The sequence below is a fragment of the Mycetocola sp. BIGb0189 genome (genome assembly GCF_024810155.1).
Lineage (GTDB): Bacteria > Actinomycetota > Actinomycetes > Actinomycetales > Microbacteriaceae > Mycetocola > Mycetocola lacteus.
The window spans coordinates 116,434-138,993 of sequence record NZ_JANUED010000008.1 but is presented as its reverse complement, the minus strand read 5'-3'; the positions used below and the strand labels follow the sequence as shown (position 1 = coordinate 138,993).

Genomic DNA, 22,560 nt, shown 5'->3' with positions numbered 1-22,560 from the left:
AGGCGCGCTATACGAGACGCAGAACCTACTCGGCCGAGGCTCCGGGACCCTGCGGCGCCTCGGTCAGCAGCGGCAGTTCGACGCGGAAGGTCGCGCCGCCGCCGGGGGTCTCCGAGACGGTGACCGTGCCGTGGTGCGCGCCGATGATTGAGGCGACGATCGCCAGGCCCAGGCCGCTGCCGCCGGTCTCGCGGGTGCGCGAGGTATCGGCACGCCAGAAGCGCTGGAAGATTTTCTCCCGCAGTTGCTCGGGGATTCCGTCGCCGTGGTCGATGATCGCGATCGACGCCCGCCGGGTTTCCGGGTTGGCCGAGACACCGATCTCGATCGGTGAGCTGGTGTCGGTGAAGCGCAGCGCGTTGCCCATCAGGTTGGTGACCACCTGGCGGATCTTGTTCTCCTCGGCCAGCACGATCGCCGGTGTCTCCAGGGTGGGCACCGAGGACGGTGCGGGAACCGGCGATTCGGGTACCTCGGTGGCAACCGGTCCGGTATTCCGGCGCGGACGACGCGCACGCAGTCGGGATACCAGGGAGGTGGGGGAAGTGAACGGACCCGAGCCGTCGCCGCGGACCCGGGAAAGCGGACCGGTCCCGGTACGCACCTTGCCCGTGGTGGTGGGAACCTCGGTCGCCGGCAGATCGATGACCCGGGTGGGATCCACCTGGGGAATCGCGGTCTCATCCAGCGGCGGACGGGTGAGTGCTGGTTCGCCACTCGGCAGAATCTCGCCGGTCGGGGAAGTATTAGCCGTGTTGGGTCGGGGTGACGCGCCCGCGGGGAGGGCGGGACGCGGCGGCGTGGCCACCGGATATGCCTCGGCGGGCAGCGAGACGGGGCTCACCGGGACATACTCGTCGACCACGAGGGTCACCGTGCGTCCCTGATCGGCCGCACGGGCATCCATCACCGCGTCGCGAGCCAGCGCTGAGAGATCCAGGCGGCCGAGGTTCAGCGGCTTGGTTTCGTCCAGGCGGGCGAGTTCCAGCAGGTCCTCCACCAGGCCACCCATGCGGATGGCCTCCTTCTCGATGCGCTCCATCGCCTGGCTGACATCCTCGGAGGACTGCAGCGCGCCCATCCGATACAGCTCGGCATATCCGCGCACGGTGACCAGCGGGGTGCGCAGCTCGTGGCTCGCATCGCCCACAAAGCGGCGCATCTGGCCGATGGTTTTGGCACGGTCGGAGAAGGCCTGATCGATGCGATCCAGCATCGTATTGAGGGAGCGGCTGAGCCTGCCCACCTCGGTATTGGGGGTGGTGACCGCCAATCGTTGGCTGAAATCGCCCCCGGCAATGGCCGCGGCCGTGTGTTCCACCTCACGCAGCGGGGTAAAGGTGGAGGTCACCAGCAGGCGGGTCAGCGCGGCCCCAAACAGGATCACCGCGAGGCCCAGCCCAAAGAAGATGGTGAGGTAGGTCGCGATAATGTTCTCGGCCTCGCGGGTGCTCGTGGCCACGAGCATCACGCCCTGCTCCTCGGGGCCGTCCTTGTACCAGACGGGGATCAGGACGGCGCGGAAGTGGGTGGACCCGTTGGCGCTGTCCAGCGCGAAGGGTGCGCGGCCGCGCGAGAGCGCATCCTGGAGATGAATGTTATTGGGAACCTTGGGCACCACACTGGGCGACTTATCGCTCCAGTTGGTCTGCACGAGTTTGCCATCATCGGGCCAGTAGAACGCGAAGTAGTAGTCATTCGCGGTGGTCGACAGACCGCCGGAGGAGGTGGATGACTGGTCGATCTTGCCAAATGTGGCCATCGACTCGGCCGCGGCCTTGAGTCGCTCATCCACCTGCCCCTGCAGTGCCGGACGCAGCATCGCCATGGTTCCGATTCCCGCAACGAGAATGCCGAAGGCCAGCACCAGAACGGTGACCCCGGTGATCTTGGTACGCAGCGAGATCGAGTGCCACCACTCGCTGAGGGAATCGTGCATGGAGATGAGCTGTTACACCTTCGAAGTCTTGAGCATGTATCCGAAACCACGCTTGGTCTGGATCAGGGGCTCCGCAGAGTACTGGTCGAGCTTGCGCCGCAGGTAGGAGATGTAGCTCTCCACGATGCCGGCGTCGCCGTTAAAATCGTACTCCCAAACGTGGTCCAGAATCTGTGCCTTGCTGAGAACCCGGTTGGGGTTCAGCATGAGGTAGCGCAGCAGCTTGAACTCGGTGGGGCTCAGCTCGATCGGGGTGTCACCGACGAGGACCTCGTGGGTGTCCTGATCCATGGTGAGCTCGCCGGTGCGGATGATCGCATCCTCGTCGGCCTGCATGGTGCGGCGGAGGATCGCCTTGATCCGTGCGACGATCTCGTCGAGGCTGAAGGGCTTGGTGACGTAGTCGTCGCCGCCCACGGTGAGCCCGGTGATCTTGTCCTCGGTGTCATCCTTTGCGGTGAGGAAGAGGATGGGGGCGGTGTACCCGGCGGCACGGAGGCGCTTGGTCACGCCGAAACCGTTCATATCCGGGAGCATGACGTCGAGGATCATCAGGTCGGGCTCCTCCTCCAGCACGGCGGAGATAGCCTGAGCACCGTTTCCTACGGCGCGGACGGCGAAGCCTGCAAAACGCAGGCTGGTGGTCAGCAGGTCGCGAATGTTGGGTTCGTCATCAACGATAAGAATTCTGGGTCCGGTCATGTGCCCAGTATCTGCACAGTTCCTGAAAGAAGTCTGAACGTTATCGGGATGTCCTGGGATTCCCACCCGCGGCGAAGGCTCCACAGGGGCTGCCCACACCCGGGTGTGCGGGAAATGGGCAGGCCCCCACCGAGGATACGGCAGGGGCCTATGGACCGCGGGAGGCTACACGCGCCTCCACGGATACGGCGGGGCGTGTGGCCCGGGGAGGCTATACCCAGGCGGGAACGTCGCTGAGCTCGGGGGAATCCGAGTCCAGGATCGTATACGAATAGCCCTGTTCGGCGAGGAAGCGCTGGCGGTTCAGCGCAAAGTCCTGATCCAGGGTGTCCCGGGCCACCAGCGTATAGAAGTGGGCGGTCTTCTTGACCGACTTCGGACGCAGCAGACGGCCCAGACGCTGAGCTTCCTCCTGCCGGGATCCAAACGCCCCGGACACCTGGATCGCGACCGAGGCCTCGGGCAGGTCCACCGAGAAGTTGGCAACCTTGGAGACCACCAGCACGTCCGAGACACCGTCGCGGAATTCCTGGAACAGGCGCTCGCGCTCATCCACCGGGGTCGATCCGGTGAGCTGGGGAACCCCGAGCGAGGTGGCGATGTGATCGATCTGGTCGAGGTACTGGCCGATGATCAGGATCCGCTCGCCCTTGTGCTTCTTGAGGATGCGGTTCACAATCGGCAGCTTGGCCTCGGCGGTGGCCGCCAGGCGGTAGCGCTCCTCATCCGCGGCGGCGGCGTAGGCCATCCGGTCCTCATAGGGCAGATCGACCCGCACCTCGAAGCACGCGGCGGGGGAGATGAAGCCCTGGGCCTCGATCTCCTTCCAGGGGGCGTCAAAACGCTTGGGGCCGATCAGGCTGAAGACGTCGCCCTCGCGGCCATCCTCGCGCACCAGGGTTGCGGTGAGGCCCAGGCGGCGGCGGGCCTGCAGCTCGGCGGTCAGCTTAAAGACCGGTGCGGGCAGCAGGTGGACCTCGTCGTAGACCACGAGGCCCCAGTCCAGTGCATCCAGCAGGGCCAGGTGCGCATACTCGCCCTTTCGGCGAGCGGTGAGGATCTGATAGGTCGCGATGGTGACCGGTTTGATCTCCTTGGTCGCACCCGAATACTCGCCGATCTCCTCGGGGGTGAGGCTGGTACGGCGCAGCAGCTCGTCACGCCACTGGCGCGCGGAAACCGTGTTGGTGACCAGGATCAGGGTGTTGGTTTTGGCGGTGGCCATCGCGCCGGCACCCACCAGGGTCTTGCCGGCACCACAGGGCAGCACCACGACGCCCGAGCCGCCGTCGAAGAAGTTGTCGATCGCCTTCTGCTGGTAGCCGCGCAGTTCCCAGCCGTCGGTGGCCAGATCGATCTGGTGCGGGGTGCCGGGGGTGTAGCCGGCGAGGTCCTCGGCGGGCCAGCCGAGCTTTACCAGGTCCTGCTTGAGCTGGCCGCGCGCCCACGGCTCCACCAGGTAGACCCCGGCCTCCGGGTGTCCCACCAGGAGGGGCTGGATGCGCTTGGCATGGGAGACCTCACGCAGCACCGCCGCATCGTCGGAGCGTAGGATCAGCTCGCCCTCCTCGTTACGGTCGATCACCAGGCGGCCATAGCGGGAAACCGTTTCGGCGATGTCCATCGTCACACTCGGCGGAATGGCGAACTTGGAATAGCGCTCCAGGGTCGCGATCATATCCTCACCGGTGTGTCCGGCGGCGCGAGCGTTCCAGAGTCCCAGACGGGTGATCCGATAGGTGTGAATGTGTTCGGGGGCGCGTTCGAGTTCGGCGAAGACCGCGAGCTCGTGGCGCGCGTCTTCGGCCTGGGGATGGGCGACTTCGAGGAGTACCGTGCGGTCGCTTTGAACGATGAGGGGGCCGTCTGACATAACCGCCAAGTCTACCCGCCTTTCCCGAGTCTCGGGAGGCGGACATGGCAAACGGGTGTGGTTCTCGCTCCCCGCGAACATCGGGAAGCCCGCACCAGGGTTGAGCCTAGACCTCGGAGACCGTGGTGATGTTGGCGATCGGGAAGGTGCGCTCGGTATCCGCGGCCTTATCCAGCCCCCGTAGGCGACCGCCGGAGATTCCGGTGGGTTCCAGCAGGAAGGTGAAGTCACCGTGCCCGGGCATATGAACGGTGATGTTAAGGGTTTCGCGGGCCCGCAGTGCGGTGGCCAGGCGTCGAGTCAGCCAGGCGGCGTCGGTTTCCGTGGGGGTGTCCCGGGCGGCGGAGGTGAGGACATCGATCAGCGGACGGTAGTCGGTTTCGGCGACGATCGCGACGGGGGCCACGCGGCGTCGGGGACGCCGGACGGCACCATCCACGGTGTGCGCCACCACCGGATAACGGGCATCGGTCAGCGCCCAGAACACCACATCCGGGTCGAACCGAGAGTGTGCCGTGATGGCCGAATCCCGGTGCAGTGCGAGGGCGGAGAGATTGCGGTCCACGAGCATCTGATCGAGCAGGGTCGACTCGGTCACGGTGAGACTGCTCTGGCCCGAATCCGGACGGAGGATCAGCGAACCAAACCGCTCGCCGCCTCGGGTAATGAGGTAGCGCACGGGCTGCGGAATCCCGGTGAGGGAGATCTGTTCGAGGAAGGTCGAGATTTCCTCGGCCGTGATTCCGGCGCTCAACCCGCGGATGATGCTGGCGTCGCTCAGGCGGTAGGTCGAGGCCTCGGCCCGGTTTTCCAGGTCGGCGAACCCACGCAGGGTGCGCTCCAGGTGTGGTGCCAGGGTTCCGGGGATGATGATGCTGAGATCATGCTGGAGGTAGACGCCGGTGATCGGGGCGGGGAACGCGTCGGTGAGGACCTCGGCCAGCGTGTCGGGAGACACCAGGATGCGGGCACCGGGGATTGTGAGCCGTCCGTGTGAGAGAACCCCGAGGATCTCGCCACTGGTGAGCCGCTGCGCGAATGTGGCGCGCAGCGGGTCGGTAGCCGCGGGGAAGCCTGCCTCGAGGAGCGTGGCATACGGCGCATTGATGCGCGCGAGTGAGGCGATGCCCGCGGGGAAACCGGCGGCCCAGGCCTCGGCAAGGACGCGCCACCGGCTGGGGGTGTCGAGTCCGAGCCAGGATTCACCGGCTTCCGTCGGGACCCAGCCGTCGCGAGTGAGCGTGACCAGCTGGGCATCGGCGGCGAGGGACATCAGCGCGGGAATGAGCTCGGGGTCGAGGCCCAATTCGGTGCCGAGGCGTCGCAGCTCGGGTTGGGCAAGGCCGCCACGCAGCAGCTCCCGGGCCGGGGTATCGCCCAGCCCAATGACCAGCTCGCTGAGGGCGCGCTCGCCGCGGGCGAGACGTCCGGCGGGGGCGGGGGTGGGATCCTCGGCCGGATCCGAGTCGGGCAGTACCGCCGCCTCGGTGCCGATCTCGCGGGCGAGCCGGGTCACGGTTTCCAAAAAGACGGGGGCCTTGTCGGGCACGGCCAGGAGTGCTCGCTCGGACAGCTCGGTGGTCAGCGCCGCGGACAGCGTCTGTGCACTCGCGGTGGCCAGCGCGTCGATGCGTTCACGATCCAGCGGGGAGAGCGCCGCGCGCAGCGAATCCTCGGCTAGGAGCAGCTCGGCGAGGTCAAAAAAGTCGGTGAGCTTCGCGGTGGGGGAAACGCGACGCAGTCGAAGGAGGACATCTAGGTCGGTTTCGGTGCGCGCGGAGAGCGCTCCCGCGAGTACTCGGAGGTCGGCGACGCGAGGTTGCACGATGGGGGTCAGCTCCCGTTTTCGGAGCGTACTGCCTTCTTATTTGCGGCCGCGCGGCCTCGACTGCCGATAAAGATCAGCACAAAGACGATGATGAACGCCGCCGGCAGACCCACCCACGGCACAAACGCGATGACGCGCCAGAGCGGAGTGTCAAAAGATTCGGGGGTCATTCCGTTGGAGGAACCGATGATGATGGCGAAAAACGAGATGATCGCCGCCGCCACAAACACCAGTAGGAGGTAGGCAAGGACGCGCTCGGTACGGGACACGCTGCGGGGCTCTTCGATCGTCACTCCCCAAGGATAACCCGCACCGGGGTGCCGAGGCGAACGTCACGGTCCCGCCAATTCCAGAAAACCACTGGGATCACGGGTAAGCTGGGGCCGTGAACAACCCGTTCACGGCGGCGTCCAGCGATGCCCACCCAGACACAGTGGATCGCCCGCGGCGATCCGCGCAACTCAGCGAGGTTTTCCCATGCCCACCGGCAAGGTCAAGTTCTACGACGATGACAAGGGTTTCGGCTTCATCGCCAGCGATGATGGCCAGGAGGTGTTCCTGCACGCTTCGGCGCTGCCCGAGGGCGTGAGCTCGGTCAAGCCCGGCAGCCGGCTGGAGTTTGGAATTGCGGCGGGAAAACGTGGAGCGCAGGCGCTCTCGGTCCGGCTGCTCGAGGCTCCGCCGAGCCTGGCACGGATGAAGCGAAAGAACGCCGACGATATGGCGATCATCATCGAGGACGTCGTGAAGGTTCTCGACGGCGTGGGTTCCAACCTGCGCAAGGGCCGCTATCCCGAGGGTTCACAGGCCAAGCTGGTCGCCCAGGCACTGCGCCGGGTGGCCGACGAGCTCGACGCCTAGGCGCGAGCGACCCCAGTTTTCCGCCAGCGAGCGGCACCCAAGAGCAAGGAACACCCAGTGACTTCAGAAACCGACAACCTCGAGCACGACGCTAACGTGCACACCGACGGTACGGCGGACACTGTGCCCGCGCAGCGGGCAGACGTCGAGTTGGCGGATGTCGAACTGGCGCAGACCCTGAACTCGGTGCGCGCCACCGAGGCATCTACCGAGCCCGAGGCGCCGGCGACGCAGGACGCCTCCGATGGGGCCGTGCCCGCCGTCGCGAACGCGGCACCCTCCGAGGTTTCGGAGAGTGCGGAAGGCGCGGAGGAGGACGGCGCGGTGGAGGACGGCGCGGAGGAGGCCCCGGTGGTGTTCGAGGCCGATCCGGTCTTGGCGGTAGCCGTGGATGTGTCGCGGGCCGCGCTGCTGGAGGTAATCCCTGAGGCTCAGGTGGGACGTCACATCGGTCACCGGGTCGAGGGCGAGCGAGTCCTGTCGATGCTGTTCGAGAACCGTCTTCCGGGCTACCCGGGATGGCTCTGGAACGTCACGATTGCTCGCGTGGACGAGAGCGCCGAGCCCAACGTCCTTGAGGTGTCCCTGATCCCCGCCGACGGTGCCCTGCTCTCGCCCGAGTGGGTGCCGTGGTCCGAGCGTCTGGCCGAGTACCGTGCGAGCCAGGCTGCCGCCGCGGCGGCCGAGGCCGAGCTTGCCCTGCTGCGTGCGGAGTCCGGCGAGGAAGACGACCACGACGATGACGATGATCACGACGATGATGATGACGACGACGAGTTCGACGAGCACGGCCGTCGCGTCCACGGCGGAGACATCGACGGCGTGGACGTCGACCAGGTGCAGGACGAACACGAGTCGGATGATGACGACGACGATGACTCGGATGACGACGATGACTCGGACGACGAGGACGATGACGACGACGACTCGGACGACGACGACCACGAATCGGATGACGAGGACGACGCATCCGACGCGGATGATGAGGACGATGACTCCGACGCATTGGAGCCAGAGTCCGATCAGGTAGCGTCTGGCCCCCGAGGGCGTACCCGGAACCGCTCCCGGAACCGCCGCGCACGTCACGCCACCGGCGATGAGGACATCTACGGGGACCTGGTCGAAGACGAGGACGACGAGGGTCCCGCCTCGTTCCGCTAGACCATAACTCACTCGAAAAGGCCGTCTCTGGTGGCCCTTCACAAATAAACGTCCCCCGCATCCATGTGGATGCGGGGGACGTCTATTTATTGCGGACCTACTAGAGGGCACCCACCACGTAGTCGATGCTTGCGGTCAGTGCGCGCACATCGTCGGGGTCGATCGCGGTGAAGGTCGCCACGCGCAGCTGATTGCGGCCGAGCTTGCGGTAGGGCTCGGTGTCCACGATGCCGTTGGCGCGCAGCACCTTGGCCACGGCGGCGGCATCGATGCTGTCATCGAAGTCGATGGTGGCCACGACCTGCGAGCGGTGCTCGGGGTTTGCCACGAACGGGGTGGTGAAGGAGTTCTTCTCGGCCCACTCGTACAGGTGTCCCGAGGACTCCTTGGTGCGGGCGTCGGCCCAGGCGAGACCGCCGTTGGCGTTCATCCACTGCACCTGGCTGTCCATCAGTACCAGGGTGCTGAGCGCCGGGGTGTTCAGGGTCTGGTTCAGGCGCGAGTTGGTGACGGCGTTAGCCAGCGAGAGGAACTCGGGGATGTAACGGCCCGATGCGGCGATGCGCTCGATGCGCTCGATCGCGGCGGGGGAGACCACGGCGAACCACAGTCCACCGTCGGAGGCGAAGTTCTTCTGCGGGGCGAAGTAGTAGACGTCGGCCTGAGCGGTGTCGAAGTTGATACCACCGGCGGCGCTGGTGGCGTCGATCACGGTCAGCGCGCCGGCGTCGCCGTGCACCCGGGTGACCGGGGCCGAAACACCGGTCGAGGTCTCGTTGTGCGGCCAGGCGTAAACGTCCACGCCCTCCACGGCCTCAAAGTCGCTGCGCGACCCGCCCGGTGCGGTGCGCACATCCGGAGTCTGCAGCCAGGGGGCGGCGGCCGCGGCGGCGAACTTCGAGCCGAACTCGCCGAAGCTCAGCAGCTGGGCACGGTTCTCGATCAGGCCGAACGAGGCGGCGTCCCAGAACGCGGTCGATCCACCGTTGCCGAGGATGATCTCGTAGCCCTCGGGCAGCGAGAAGAGCGAGGCCAGACCGTCGCGGACACGGCCCACGAGGTTCTTGACCGGTGCCTGCCGGTGGCTGGTACCAAGCAGTTCGGATCCGGCAGCCAGCAGCGCGGCGCTCTGCTCGGGGCGGATCTTGGACGGGCCGCAACCAAAGCGGCCGTCGGCGGGCAGGAGGTTGGAGGGGATCGTAATCTCAGGCATAACCAGATTCTAGAGCGGAGAAAGGGGGTGCGTCAGCGATGTTGTTGTCGTTCGTCACAGATATGGTTAGAAGTGCACGGAACAACCGTTGCACGGCGAGGCGCTCCGGTATGTTCCCAGCAAGGAACGGCTAAGCTAAGTGCGACCCCCGAGGGCTAGTAGGGAGACCCAATGACCGATCTCATTGACACCACTGAAATGTATCTGCGAACCATCCTCGATCTCGAAGAAGAGAACATCGTGCCGCTTCGCGCGCGTATTTCCGAGCGACTCGGGCACTCCGGGCCGACGGTTTCGCAGACGGTTGGCCGGATGGAGCGCGATGGACTCGTGGTTGTCTCGGGCGATCGCCACCTGGAACTGACCATCGAGGGCCGCCGCAAGGCCGTCCAGGTCATGCGCAAGCACCGCCTGGCCGAGCGTCTGCTCAGCGACGTTATCGGACTCGAGTGGGAACTCGTGCACGATGAGGCCTGCCGCTGGGAGCACGTGATGAGCGAGCAGGTGGAGCGCAAGCTTCTTGAGGTCCTGGACCACCCCACCGAGTCGCCCTACGGCAACCCGATCCCCGGTCTGGCCGACCTGGGCGGACCCGAGGCCGTGTCCTTCACCGAGGGCGTTTCCAGCCTGGTGCAGCTGGTGGCCGACACCACCGCTCCGGTCAGCGCACGTATCCGTCGCCTGAGCGAGCCGGTGCAGTTTGAGCCGGAGCTGCTGCTGCAGCTCAAGCAGGCCGGCGTGATGCCGGGTCAGACGGGAACCTTCACTTCCGCAGGCTCGTACGTTCTGGTACGAGTTGAAGGTTTCGGTGACGGATTGGAACTGCCCACCGAGGTGGCCGCACACATTTACGCCGAGGCGCTCTAACCCGCGTTATTCCGGTGTTCCGCCGCCCCCGTCACGAATTGTGGCGGGGGTTTTGCGTTGTAGGGAAAACATAAAAAGACTGTTGGACGTTACCAATTTGTTAGAAATATCCCTCTGGAAGATGACAACCGTCTCAATCTCGCGTACTGTCGGTTGAGTCCGATGGTTAAACCCAGACCGCAGGACCCATCATGAGGCGCTCTCCCGTTCGTCTCCTCATGATCGAGACTCCAAGTATTCTTGAAGTAGACGAACGGTGAAATCGTGCCCCGCACGGTCGCCGTCGGGAGGCGCCGGAGGAAGTCACTTTGACTGAAGCAGGAAACAACGAGTCGAACGCAGACTCATTGACCGCGGCTCGTTCGCAGACGCTCAGCCGTCGAGAGACCCGACTCGCACGTGAGGCTCAGGCTCCCGAGCCGCAGCTCACCCGCACCGTCCAGACCAACGTACCGACCGCTCCGCGTCGTCGTTGGGGCTCCACGCTCGCCGTGGCCCTGGCAGTTCCGGCACTGTTTGGAACCGTTGCCCTCCCCGCATACGCAGCAGGTCTGCCCGGCCAGAAGGATCCCTCCTCGGGGAACACCGCCGCCGGCAACCCGCAGAGCTTCGCCGTCGACTCGGCCGTGGCCGAGACCGCCGACCTGGCCCGCGACGGCTTTGACGCCACCAGCTCCGCCGAGCTGACCGCGAACGCCACTGCTCGTGCACAGGCCGAGGCTCAGGCTCAGCGCACCGCTGATGCCGCCGCAAGCCGTGCAGCCTTCGCCGCCAACCAGACCGCATACACCGGTCCTTCGGCCGACCAGCTGCTGTCTTCCAACGCACCGACCCCGTCGTACAGCCTGTCCGCTGTCTTCAGCGAGGCGCTCAAGTACCAGGGCGTTCCCTACGTCCTCGGTGGTGCAACCCCGGCCGGCTTTGACTGCTCCGGTTTTGTGAAGTACGTTTTCGCCAAGTTTGGTATTGGCCTTCCCCACAACGCGGACACTCAGGGGCGCATGGGAACCAAGATCAACGTCGCCGACGCCGTTCCCGGAGACCTCGTGGTCAGTGCCGGACACATCGGTTTCTACGCCGGTAACGGCATGATCCTGCACGCATCGCGTCCGGGTGTGCCGCTGCGTATCGGTCCGATCTACGCAAAGAGCTGGTCGATCGTTCGGATCGCGGGCTAAGCTTCCTTCTTTGTTCATCGGAATTGGCGCAATTTCTTCGGAAATTGCGCCATTTCTGTATTAGGGTGAGGTCGTTACCCGTTGTAAGGAGCGGAAGCACATGATCCGAATACCCGGAGTCCGACCCACGGACGTTCCTGGTGTGCAGGAGAGTGTGTTTACCTTCCGGAGTGGGGTGGGTAGCCACCCCGAGTTTTGGCGCTGTCGTAAAGACAGCGCCATTTTTGTTTTCCGGGGAAACCGTGCCTTGCTCGGGGCTGTTGTCGAATTACCTAGAAGCCGTCCAGGCCATTCGCGAGGGAGAACCACTCATGCGCACACTCATTTTGAACGCGGGATACGAACCGCTCGGGATCGTCTCGTTTAGACGAGCACTCGTGCTGGTCATGAATAATAAGGCCACGGTGCTCGAGGTTGATATCGAACACCCGGTCTGGACCTCGGAGGCGGAATACGCCCGCCCCCTGGTGATCGTCTTAGGAACCTATGTGCGTCTCCCGCGGGTGCGTCGGGTGCCGGTCAGCCGGCGCGGTGTGCTGCGCCGCGACGACTTCCGCTGTGCCTACTGCGGGGCCTCGGCAAACACCATCGATCACGTGATTCCCCGCTCCCGCGGCGGTGCCGGCAGCTGGGAGAACCTGGTGGCCTGCTGCATGCGCTGCAATAATCTCAAGGCCGACCGGACCCCGCGTGAAATGGGTTGGAGTCTCAACGCCGCCCCGCGGCCGCCCCGCGGACCCTCCTGGACGGTGCGCGGTGCCGATCGCGCCGTCCCGTCCTGGGAACCGTATTTGGAAAGTCACCTCGCCGCCTAGCCACTGCGCACTCACGGCCGGACCCCGCACGGGTCCGGCCGTGAGTGCGTGTGGGGCACCCGAATCGTGGATCGAGACGCGCCGACATACCAAATGCTTGCCAAGTTACTTACAGGCCAGTAACCTTAAGTCAACGCACACGCGCAGAGACGCACGGAAGGCGACGCAACGATGCCCACAACACCTCAGGTTCTCCCGACCCATCGGGACGGAACCACCCTCGACGAGCTGATCGCCCGGATCCCGCTTGAGCAGCGGATCACGCTGCTGACCGGCATGACCTCCTGGCGTCTGACCCCGATTACCGAGATCGGCCTTGATTCCGTTGTGGTATCCGATGGTCCCGTGGGTGTGCGTGGCACCGGAGAAACCCCGGGGGAGACCTCGATCCTGCTGCCCTCGCCCAGCGCGCTGAGTGCCCTATGGGACCCCCAGCGTGCGCGTGCGGTGGGTAACCTGTTTGCTCGTGAGGCCCGTCGTCACGGCGTGGATGTGGTCCTCGCCCCGCAGGTCAACATTCAGCGCACCCCGGTGGGCGGCCGTCACTTCGAGTGCTTCGCCGAGGATCCGCTGCTCACCGCCGAGGTGGGATCCGCCGTGGTCCAGGGGCTGCAGGAGTGCGGCGTGGCCGCATGCCTCAAGCACTATGTGGCCAATGATTCCGAGACCAAGCGCACCGAGTATGTTTCCGAGGTGGATGAGCGCACGCTGCGCGAGGTCTACCTTGCCCCGTTCGAACACGCGGTGCGCGAGGTAGGCGTGTGGTCCATCATGGCCGCCTATAACGGCGTGGACGACGGGACCGAGACCGCCCCGATGACCGAGCACTCGCACCTGCTGCGCGATGTCCTCAAGGATGAACTCGGCTTTGATGGCACCGTGATCAGTGACTGGATGGCCACCAACACCACGGTGGAATCCGCGACCGGCGGGCTCGATATCGTGATGCCCGGTCCCGGTGGTCCCTGGGCCGAAAACCTGCTGGCCGCCGTGCGCGCGGGTGAGGTGTCCGAGGAGATCATCAACGACAAGGTGCGCCGTATCCTGCTGATGGCGGCCCGCGTGGGTAAGCTTGCCGGCTTCGATGCACCCGAGCCGCCCGCCGGTCTGGACGCGGTCGACACCGATGCCCGGATGGCCCGCGAACTCGCGGCGGCCGGCACCGTGGTGCTGCGCCGACCCGACGCCGGACTGCCCACCCTGGTGGACGGGGAATCGATCGCCCTGATCGGTCCGAATGCCGCGCGCACCCACGTCCTGGGCGGCGGCAGCTCAACCGTGCACCCCGCCCGGGTGCAGGAGATTCACGACGGTCTGACCGAGGCGTTCCCGAACAGCAACGTGACCCTGAGCCGCGGTGGCGACAGTCGTCGCTATGCGCCGACCATCCCAGTCCTGGCCGGACTCACCGGTTTTGTTGATGCGTCCGGAAACCCGACCGTGCCCGGTGCCGGTATCGTCACGGTCACCCAGCTGGATGCCGCCGGTGAGGTCCTCGGACACCGCGAGATGGTCGAGTGGGAGGGCTGGGAGCGTGTCACCGACGATCGAATCGACACCGTCGTGGTGGAAACCCGGATCCTGCTGGATGAGCCGGGCCCGCACAGCCTCGAGGTGGGCACCGTGGGTGCCTACCGAATCATCGTGGACGGTGAACTGATCGCAGAAAGCAGCACCCCCGCCGGGGCCGAGGTTGTGCTGGATTCCAGCGTCAACAATCCGCCGAGCATCGTTACCAAGGGGCTCGTCACCGAACCTCGAGTGGCGGTCCTGAGGGCCGAGCTTAAGGTGGTGCATGCCGGAGGCTATGGCGAGTTTGTGCGCGCCGAGTTCCGCCACCGCACCCCCAGCGAGGATGCCGACCTGGAGATTTCGAGTGCCGTGGATGCCGCCCGCACCGCGCAGCGCGCCGTGCTGGTTGTGGGGACCAACGAGGAGGTCGAATCCGAGGGCTGGGATCGAACGACCCTGTCCCTGCCCGGCCGACAGGATGAGCTGGTGCGCCGCGTGCTCGCGGTGGCCCCCGAAACCATCATCGTGGTCAACGCCGGAGCGCCGGTACTGCTGCCGTGGCTGGAGGATGCCCAGACGGTACTGTGGGCCTGGTTCCCCGGACAGGAGGCCGGCGGGGCTCTCGCCGATGTGCTGGCCGGTCGGGCTGAACCGCAGGGCCGCCTACCGTGGACCCTGCCCGCCGATGAGGCCAGCGTGCCCGTGCCGCATGCGATCCCCAATGAACAGGGTCGGATCGACTATGCCGAGGGTGTCCACGTCGGTTACCGTGGCTGGCTGCGCGCCGGCGCGACCCCGGCGTTGCCGTTTGGGTTTGGCCGCGGATGGACCGACTGGAGCTATCGGGAGCTGAGTATTCCCCGTCCGGCCGAAGATGGTTCGGTTGAGGTCGACGTGGTGATTGAAAACGTCGGTGCACGCACCGGCCGTGAGGTGGTTCAGGTCTACCTGGAACCGCCGGTTGAGACCCCCGAGGGTGAGCGTCCAGTACGCTGGCTCGCCGGGTTCGGCGCCGGCACCGTGGCCGCGGGGGATCGCGCCACGGTGACCGTGCGCATTCCTGCCCGTGCCTTCGAGGTGTGGAGTGTCGCCGAGGCCGGCTGGGTCCGTCCGGGCGGCACATATCGCCTGGTCGCGGGCTCCAATGTGGCCCAGACGCCGTTGGAAACACTCCTGGATGTGACGGAGCGCGGACGGTAAATCCTCCGTCCTGGTGTGCACGGGGGAGGGATCGGGGTTCGCCCGGATGCAAACTCACAATTGGGTTCGTTATTGTAGTGGGGACCGGTGCGACCGGATCACCAACCGCATGATGTGAAAGGCCCCGAGATGAGTGGCACAGAGCCGACCCCCGAGGGCACCCCGCCGACCCCGCCGCCCACGACTGTTCCCGCGAGCTGGCAGGTTCCGCCGAGCTCATCGGTTCCGCCGGGCTCGTCCACCCCGCCGGGGGGCGCGTATCCACCGAACCTCCCGCCGTACGGGTACCCGTCACAGGGCCCCGGTGCGCAGCCGTATACGTACCCCGCGCATTCGGCGCAGCCGACCCTGGGCCGTCCCGCTCCCGAGACCCTGACGATCATCGCGTTCATCGCGGCCTTTGTGGTTTCCCCGGTCGGACTGGTCCTGGGCATCGTGCAGACGGTTCGTGAACGCAATAAGCACGGGCGCGCCTCGGGCCTTGCCCTGGGCACCATCTGGGTGGGCGCGGGTGTCAGCGTGGTCACCTTCTTTGCCGGAATCTTGCTGGCACTGTCCCTCTTTGCGTTTAGCGGTTTCGTCGCCTCAAGCGGAGTTGCTGCCGATTCCGCACCGGAGCAAGCACCCCGTTCGGATACGGTGACGGCGGAGTTCTGCGACGCCGCACGGGAACTGATTCCGCTGCGTGAACCGCTGGACAGCCTGGATGCCGACGGCTATGCCGAGCATGTGGGGGATGGGGGCGTATATCGCGCCGAGACCGAGTTCATGATCGAGGTTGCCACCACGGGGGAGTCCCTTTGGGATTCTGCCCCCGGTTCGATCATTGGATCGGTGGAGACCCTGATCGACGCATCCTGGTATAGCGCCGAGGGGTTCGAGGGCGCGTCGCCGTTTGACCCGCAGGACCTGCACGATGCTCAGAGCGCTGCGGCCGAGGTTACGGACTTCGCCGCCGAGCACTGCGCCACGCCCTAGCGACGGCACATGCCGGGTGGTTCTGCGCGGCGGGCTCGGTCCTGGGCTAACATGGACACGGTCACCGAGTTTTATCGGCGGTGATCCGATGCCGGCCTCTGTAGCTCAATGGAAGAGCAACTCCGTCCTAAGGAGCAGGTTGGGGGTTCGAGTCCCTCCAGGGGCACCAGCAACACCATCAGAAAACCGGGCCTCGGCCCGGTTTTTTGTTTTTTGTCGGTGATATGCGGGAATATCCGCTCCGACCCGGGTGTTTATCTGTCCCCCAAAAGGACGACACGCCCGGGTTTTCGAGGGTTTATTAGTGCCTAACGGGGGTTTTGTATATCGGGGGCAAAAGTGCCCTAGGCTCTCTGGGAGTCCGTGCGCCGTGATCCCGAATATCACGCACACATACCCCGGGCTCACCTCCCCCCAAGAAAGTACATACCCCCATATGAGTCATGCCCTCGTGCAAACGAGGGCGCGTTCGAGCGCGCCCAAAATGTCCCGACGCATCGCCGCACTGATTGCCGGTGTCGTCTCCGTTCTGCTGGTTATTACCGGTGTGAGCATGCCCGCATTTGCCGCCGGTGAACCGGTTGTGAAGCTGACCCTTCCCAAGACCGGCAGCGCGGGCAGCCAGAACGGCACCCCCGTTTTCGAGCCGGGGAAGGACTACACGCTGGCCTTTGGCTACAGCGATATGGCGGATGGCCAGGTCGTGACCGTCAAGCTGCCCGAGGGTGTGACCATTCCGGAGAGCGCGCTTGTGGTTCCCGCGGGAAACACCGCGATCAAGTCCTACACGCTGGATGGCAAGGGCAACCTGCTGGTGACCTTCGCGGACAAGATCCCCGAGGACCGGGTTCAGGGAACCTTCCAGATCAACTTCCAGTACACCGAGGTCCAGACCTCGCGTGAGATCACCGACACCTGGCTCGTCGACGGCAAGCCGACCACCTCCACGGTGGTTGTGAAGAAGACCGGTGACCAGTTCACCAACATCGACAACTCCGGCAAGAAGAACATCGGGAACTTCTCATGGCCGGGCGTCAGCATCAACGGCGACGGACAGGTTGTCATGGGGCCGGAGTTCCTCACCACCTCGATCCCCTACACCGTTGTGGTGCGCAGCAAGGATGCACGCACGCCGCTGACCATCACCGACTCGTTCTCGAGCAGCCTGGTGCTGGTGGGCGAACCCACCGCAAAGCTGGTTACCTGGGATGCCAAGGGCATGAACCGGACCGAGCAGCCCGCGCCCTCGGCCAGCGTCACCAAGCCGACCGCGACCTCCTTCGTCTACACCGCTCAGGCCCCGGCGAACTCCGAGCTGACCCTGACCTACAACCTGCGGATCAAGGATGCCGCCGCGCTGGAGAGCATCCGCATGAGCCTGCAGGCTCAGTACGACGCCCGCGACGTGAGCGAGAACGCCGAACTCAAGGTTTCGCTGCCCAACACCGCCAAGATCACCGGTGGTACCGCGCACGAGTCCGGTGCCAGCGTCGACATCAAGACCACCATTAACGGCATCGGTGCCTTTGACAAGTGGTCGGATATTCCGCGCGATTTCCCGGTGACCTTCAAGGAGGGCACCCGCCAGCTGGACCCCACCGTTCCGGTGACCTACACCCTGCGCGCGGACCTGAACCAGCTCAAGTCGCTGGAGAACACCAAGTACAAGCTCAACCAGAACGTCGTGATCTCCGATGATCTGCCCGAGCAGCTGCGCTGGTTGGACTCGGACAACGCGTTCATCACCGCGTCAAACGGAACCAAGATTCTCCCCGCCGCCAACTTCACGGGCAACGCCACCGCGTTTGCCGCCGACACCTTTGTGAACCAGTACGCCGTGCTGGGGAACAAGCTGCTGATCAACGTGGGCATGAACCCGACCCTGAACGTGGAGATCAAGGTCAAGGCGGAGCTCCTCACCCTCGCGGGTAACGGGGTTAACCTCACCAACAAGCCGGGCTGGATCCCCACCGCCCAGGAACTCTACGTTGGCCCGACCAACCGCGCTTCGTTCACCTACTCGAACAACGCCGATGCAAAGTCGATCGTTAAGTCGCATGAGCACGCGTTTGTGATCGAGAAGGACCGCGAGTTCCCGCTGGATGACGCCGACACCTTCACCAAGAAGAACCTCAGCGGTGACGCCCAGGTGCAGCCGGGTCAGCCGATCGCTCTGACCTACGAGTTCGCCGTGAAGCGTCACGCCGGCGATGCCCGCAAGTCGAAGATCGTGGACCAGATCGACCACAACGTCTTTGACGTGACCCCCGAAACCCTGCCCGCGATCCAGCGCAGCATCGAGGTTAACCGCGAGGGTACCCGGGCCGACGATTCGGTGACCGCGGTCATCGCCCCCAACGGCGACCTGGAGTTCGTGGCATCGGCAAAGCTTGCCGCCGCACCGAACGCCGATAACCGTGCGTTCACCCTGCGGGTTACCCTGCCGGTCAAGGCTCTGGTGGGCAAGGACACCGTCGCCGTGGACAACTCGGCTTCCTACCTGGGTGCCTCCAACCAGTTCGTCTACGACTCGAGCTTCTCCTCCTCGGCCACCTCGTTTGGTGACGAGCTGGAGCTCACCAAGACGCTCTACAACTCCAAGACCGACTCGTACACCAAGTCGCTGCGCGTCGAGATGGACGCCGACGGCAAGATGAAGAACGACGAGTTCATCTACCGGGTTCGCATGGTGCCGCACGGCAAGTTCGACGCAATGGTGTCTGACATCAAGGACGTGCTGCCCAAGTCGCTCGAGTTCCTCGGCTTCGTCAAGCCCGACCAGGTCAAGAACGGTACCACCGAGAAGGTATCCTCGGACACCTACCGGATCCCCGGTTCGAGCATCGACACGAAGTACGACGCCGACGCCAACACGATCGCGATCACCGCGGGCGCACTGCCCGGGGGCAAGGCCGTGGACCTGTTCTTCAAGGTCAAGGTGAAGGAGTTCACTCCGGACATCGGCATCACCAACTCGATCGGCCGCATCTCGGCCACGATCGTGCCCTCCAACGCGTACCCGCTGAACGTCTCCAAGGTGGACTCGGTCGACTCCGACGTATCCATCACCGACGAGAGCGCACGCTTCGAGGTTCGCAATGAGGCCGGCGAGGTCGTCGTCAAGAACGTCTACGTGGTGGACGGAAAGCTCGTCACCAAGGGCGACGACACCCACCCGCACCGCTCGGTAACCGTCAAGGAGCCCGGCAAGTACACCGTCGTGGAGACCAAGGCCCCCAAGGGCTACCTGCTCTCCTCCGTTCCGGTCGCCCTGACCATCGACGAGGACGGCGTTCAGTCCCCGGGCGAGGCCAAGATGGTCAACGTCGCCGCGGGACCGATGGTCTCCGTGGGTGACTACGTCTGGCTGGACACCAACCGCAACGGCATTCAGGACGGTTCGGAAACCGGCATCGCGGGCGTCAAGCTCGTGGTGGTGGGACCCGGCGACGCCGAGGTAACCGACGTCTACGGAACCCCCGTCGGACCCCAGATCACCGATGCCAAGGGTAAGTACTCCTTCGACAACCTTCCGACGCTGCCCGCGGGCCAGCACTACACCGTGAAGATCGTTCAGGACGATGCGGACACCATCGCGGCGCTGGACGGCCTCGTGCCGACCAAGGCCGAGCAGGGTACCGACCGTGCCAAGGACTCCTCGACCTGGACCGCAACCTCGCGTGACCTGGTCAACGGTGGCGAGCGTGACGACACCCTCGACTTTGGATTTGTCAGCAAGTCCTATGCGATCGGTGACTACGTCTGGATCGACACCAACCGTGACGGCAAGCAGGATGCCACCGAGCCGGCACTCGCCGGTGTCACGGTCATCCTGACCGATGTAGACGGCAAGAAGATCGCCGAAACCACCACCAACGAGGCGGGCAAGTACCTCTTCGATGGTCTGGCCGCGGGCGACTACAAGGTGCGCTTTGTCCTGACCGACGAGCAGGCCGCGATCTACACCTTCACCACGCAGAACGCCGAGGGCACCACCGGTGCCACCGGTTCGGATGCCGACGCGAAGGGCTGGACCGCACAGATCACCCTGAACGATGCCAACACCGCCCTCACCACGAGCTACGCGGATGCCGAGCTCTCGGCCACGCAGGGTATCGACCCGACCTGGGACGCCGGTGTGGTGCGCAAGAGCGTATCCGTGGGTGACTTCGTCTGGGCCGACACCAACCGTGACGGCATTCAGGACGGCGACGAGCCCGGTATCGCCGGGGTTGTGCTGAAGCTGACCGACGCCAAGGGCAACCCGGTCACCGACGTGTTCGGTAACCCCGTCGGACCGGTCACCACCAACGCCGAGGGTAAGTACACCTTCGCCAACCTGCCCTCGCTGCCCGCCGGTGAGTCGTACACGGTGACGATCGTCGCCGACGACCCCTCGACCGTGGCCGCGCTGAAGGACTTTGTTCCGACCAAGGCTGGCGCGGGTACTGACCCGGCACAGGACTCCTCCACCGGATCCGCCACCTCCGGCGACCTGGTGAACGACGGCGACAAGGACCTCACCCTCGACTTCGGATTCGTTCGCAAGAGCGTATCCGTGGGTGACTTCGTCTGGGCCGACACCAACCGTGACGGCATCCAGGACGAGGGCGAGCCCGGTATCCCCGGTGTCAAGCTGGAACTGGTGGGACCCAACGGTGCCGCGGTAACCGACATCTACGGCAACGTGGTTGTCCCGACCGTGACCGACGAGAACGGCAAGTACTCCTTCGAGAACCTGCCGGCTCTGGAGGCCGGTCAGTCGTACACCGTCAAGATTGTGCGTGACGATGAGGGCACCCTGAAGGCTCTGGCCCCCTACGTGCCGACCCTGGTTGGTGCCGGTGAGGACCGGGAGCTGGACTCCTCCGAGTGGACCGCAACCTCGGGTGACCTGGTCACCAACGGTGCCAAGGACCTCTCGCTGGACTTCGGATTCGTGCGCAAGAGCGTTTCCGTGGGCGACTTCGTCTGGCTCGACATCAACCGTGACGGTATCCAGGATGAGGGCGAGCCCGGTATTCAGGGTGTCAAGCTCGAGCTGGTGGGTCCGGACGGCAAGGCCGTGACCAACGTCTTCGGCGAGGCCGTCGAGCCGACCATCACCGACGACAACGGACACTACTCGTTCGATAACCTGCCGGCCCTGCAGCCGGGTGAGTCGTACACCGTGAAGATTGTGCGCGATGACGCGGGAACCCAGGCGGCGCTGAAGCACTTTGTGCCGACCACCCCGGGTGCCGGATCCGATCGTGCCAAGGACTCCTCCAGCTGGGAAGCCGCCTCCGGTGACCTGATCAGCAACGAGGACCACGACCCGACCCTCGACTTCGGATTCGTTCGCAAGAGCGTTTCGGTGGGCGACGTGGTCTGGGTAGACCTCAACCGCGACGGCATCCTGGACAAGAACGAGCCCGGTATCCCCGGTGTCAAGCTTGTGCTGGTGGGCCCCGATGGCAAGCCCGTGACCGACGTGTTTGGTAACCCGGTGGAGTCCACCGTGACCGACGCCGATGGTCGCTACTCGTTCGACAACCTGCCGGCTCTGGAACAGGGCGAGAGCTACACCGTCAAGATCGTTCGGGATGACCCCGCAACCATCGAGGCGCTGAAGCCCTACACCCCGACCAAGCCCGGACAGGGTGACAACCGCAACGTCAACTCATCCGACTGGGAGTCCTCCTCCGAGGGCCTGCTGGAAAACGGTGAGCACGATCCGTCGCTCGATTTCGGTTTCGTCTCCAAGAGCTATGCGATTGGTGACTACGTCTGGGTCGATACCAACGCCAACGGAATCCAGGACGCGGATGAGAAGCCGCTGCCCGGAGTGAACGTCATCCTGACCGACGAGAACGGTACCGAGCTTGCTCGGACCACCACCAACTCGGCCGGACGCTACGTGTTCGACAACCTGCCCGCCGGGAGCTTTAAGGTCCGCTTCGAGCTGACCGCCGAGCAGGCCAAGCTGTACCACTTCACCACCGCGGGCGCGGATGGCGAGAACAGCGGACGCGACTCGGATGCCGACGCCACCACCGGATGGACCCGCGTGATTGTCCTGGGAGACGACAACGTCAACCTCACCGGCGACTACACCGCGTTCAACCTGGGCGCGACCGAGGGCATCGACCCGACCTGGGATGCCGGTGTGGTGCTGAACCCCGCCGCGATCGTTCCGTCGGCCCCGGCGGAGGCCCCCAAGGGCGACCGCCTGTCCTCGACCGGTGTGGACCCCAACCTGCTGTGGGGTGGTGGTGCCGCGGCACTGCTGCTGCTGGCAGGTGGAGCATTCATGCTGGCACGCGCACGTCGACACGACGCCGCCTAGCCACACGGTCTAGCTCATAACCTCGGGCCCCTCACCATTCGGTGAGGGGCCCGAGGTCGTGTTTCTCGCCTAATTCGGCTCCGCGCGGGGTGTCCCCTAAAATTT

Annotated in this window: 14 protein-coding genes and 1 tRNA gene; 9 read left to right on the top strand and 6 right to left on the bottom strand. The window is 65.1% G+C overall.

Going from position 1 to position 22,560, the window contains the following annotated elements:
• Positions 1-25 precede the first annotated feature (25 nt).
• The 5 genes from M2390_RS13445 to M2390_RS13425 all read right to left on the bottom strand — a co-directional run bounded on the left by M2390_RS13445 (position 26) and on the right by M2390_RS13425 (position 6,635).
• Positions 26-1,939: an ATP-binding protein gene (locus M2390_RS13445; protein ID WP_259179484.1), complete on the bottom strand. Its 1,914-nt coding sequence runs from the start codon at positions 1,937-1,939 to the stop codon at positions 26-28.
• Positions 1,940-1,951: 12 nt separating this feature from the next.
• The gene (locus M2390_RS13440; RefSeq protein WP_030148243.1) at positions 1,952-2,641 is read right to left on the bottom strand and encodes a response regulator transcription factor; all 690 of its coding nucleotides are present in this window, start codon (positions 2,639-2,641) and stop codon (positions 1,952-1,954) included.
• Between the two features lie 211 nt (positions 2,642-2,852).
• Positions 2,853-4,514, bottom strand: coding sequence for a DNA repair helicase XPB (locus tag M2390_RS13435; protein WP_121687331.1), 1,662 nt, complete (start codon positions 4,512-4,514; stop codon positions 2,853-2,855).
• Positions 4,515-4,620: 106 nt separating this feature from the next.
• Complete coding sequence (locus tag M2390_RS13430) at positions 4,621-6,339, bottom strand: helicase-associated domain-containing protein (protein WP_259179477.1); 1,719 nt, start codon at positions 6,337-6,339, stop codon at positions 4,621-4,623.
• A gap of 8 nt (positions 6,340-6,347) precedes the next feature.
• Entirely contained in the window at positions 6,348-6,635 is a 288-nt protein-coding gene (locus tag M2390_RS13425) for a hypothetical protein (RefSeq protein WP_187977589.1), read from the bottom strand.
• Positions 6,636-6,819: 184 nt separating this feature from the next.
• On the opposite strand from M2390_RS13425, the gene M2390_RS13420 reads away from it, so the two are divergent.
• Positions 6,820-7,203: a cold-shock protein gene (locus M2390_RS13420; RefSeq protein ID WP_121687328.1), complete on the top strand. Its 384-nt coding sequence runs from the start codon at positions 6,820-6,822 to the stop codon at positions 7,201-7,203.
• Positions 7,204-7,260: 57 nt separating this feature from the next.
• The gene (locus M2390_RS13415; RefSeq protein ID WP_259179473.1) at positions 7,261-8,364 is read left to right on the top strand and encodes a DUF3027 domain-containing protein; all 1,104 of its coding nucleotides are present in this window, start codon (positions 7,261-7,263) and stop codon (positions 8,362-8,364) included.
• A 100-nt stretch (positions 8,365-8,464) separates the two neighbouring features.
• On the opposite strand, the gene serC is transcribed toward M2390_RS13415, so the two are convergent.
• Positions 8,465-9,577: a phosphoserine transaminase gene (serC, locus tag M2390_RS13410; protein ID WP_187977590.1), complete on the bottom strand. Its 1,113-nt coding sequence runs from the start codon at positions 9,575-9,577 to the stop codon at positions 8,465-8,467.
• A 171-nt stretch (positions 9,578-9,748) separates the two neighbouring features.
• On the opposite strand from serC, the gene M2390_RS13405 reads away from it, so the two are divergent.
• From M2390_RS13405 to M2390_RS13375, 7 genes are all read left to right on the top strand, one after another.
• Positions 9,749-10,444 (top strand): metal-dependent transcriptional regulator, encoded by a 696-nt coding sequence (locus M2390_RS13405; protein ID WP_259179468.1) that lies wholly within the window; start codon positions 9,749-9,751, stop codon positions 10,442-10,444.
• A 308-nt stretch (positions 10,445-10,752) separates the two neighbouring features.
• Positions 10,753-11,622 carry a C40 family peptidase gene (locus tag M2390_RS13400; protein WP_259179466.1) on the top strand — a complete coding sequence of 290 codons (870 nt, stop codon included), beginning with the start codon at positions 10,753-10,755 and terminating at the stop codon, positions 11,620-11,622.
• A 311-nt stretch (positions 11,623-11,933) separates the two neighbouring features.
• Positions 11,934-12,437 carry an HNH endonuclease gene (locus M2390_RS13395; RefSeq protein WP_121687320.1) on the top strand — a complete coding sequence of 168 codons (504 nt, stop codon included), beginning with the start codon at positions 11,934-11,936 and terminating at the stop codon, positions 12,435-12,437.
• A 171-nt stretch (positions 12,438-12,608) separates the two neighbouring features.
• A complete protein-coding gene (locus tag M2390_RS13390) occupies positions 12,609-15,149 on the top strand; it encodes a beta-glucosidase (protein WP_259179462.1) in 2,541 nt (846 codons plus the stop codon).
• A 129-nt stretch (positions 15,150-15,278) separates the two neighbouring features.
• Positions 15,279-16,127 (top strand): hypothetical protein, encoded by an 849-nt coding sequence (locus tag M2390_RS13385; protein WP_259179460.1) that lies wholly within the window; start codon positions 15,279-15,281, stop codon positions 16,125-16,127.
• Between the two features lie 94 nt (positions 16,128-16,221).
• Positions 16,222-16,296 (top strand) — tRNA-Arg (locus tag M2390_RS13380).
• A gap of 315 nt (positions 16,297-16,611) precedes the next feature.
• Complete coding sequence (locus tag M2390_RS13375) at positions 16,612-22,455, top strand: SdrD B-like domain-containing protein (protein ID WP_259179459.1); 5,844 nt, start codon at positions 16,612-16,614, stop codon at positions 22,453-22,455.
• The last annotated feature ends 105 nt before the right edge of the window (positions 22,456-22,560 follow it).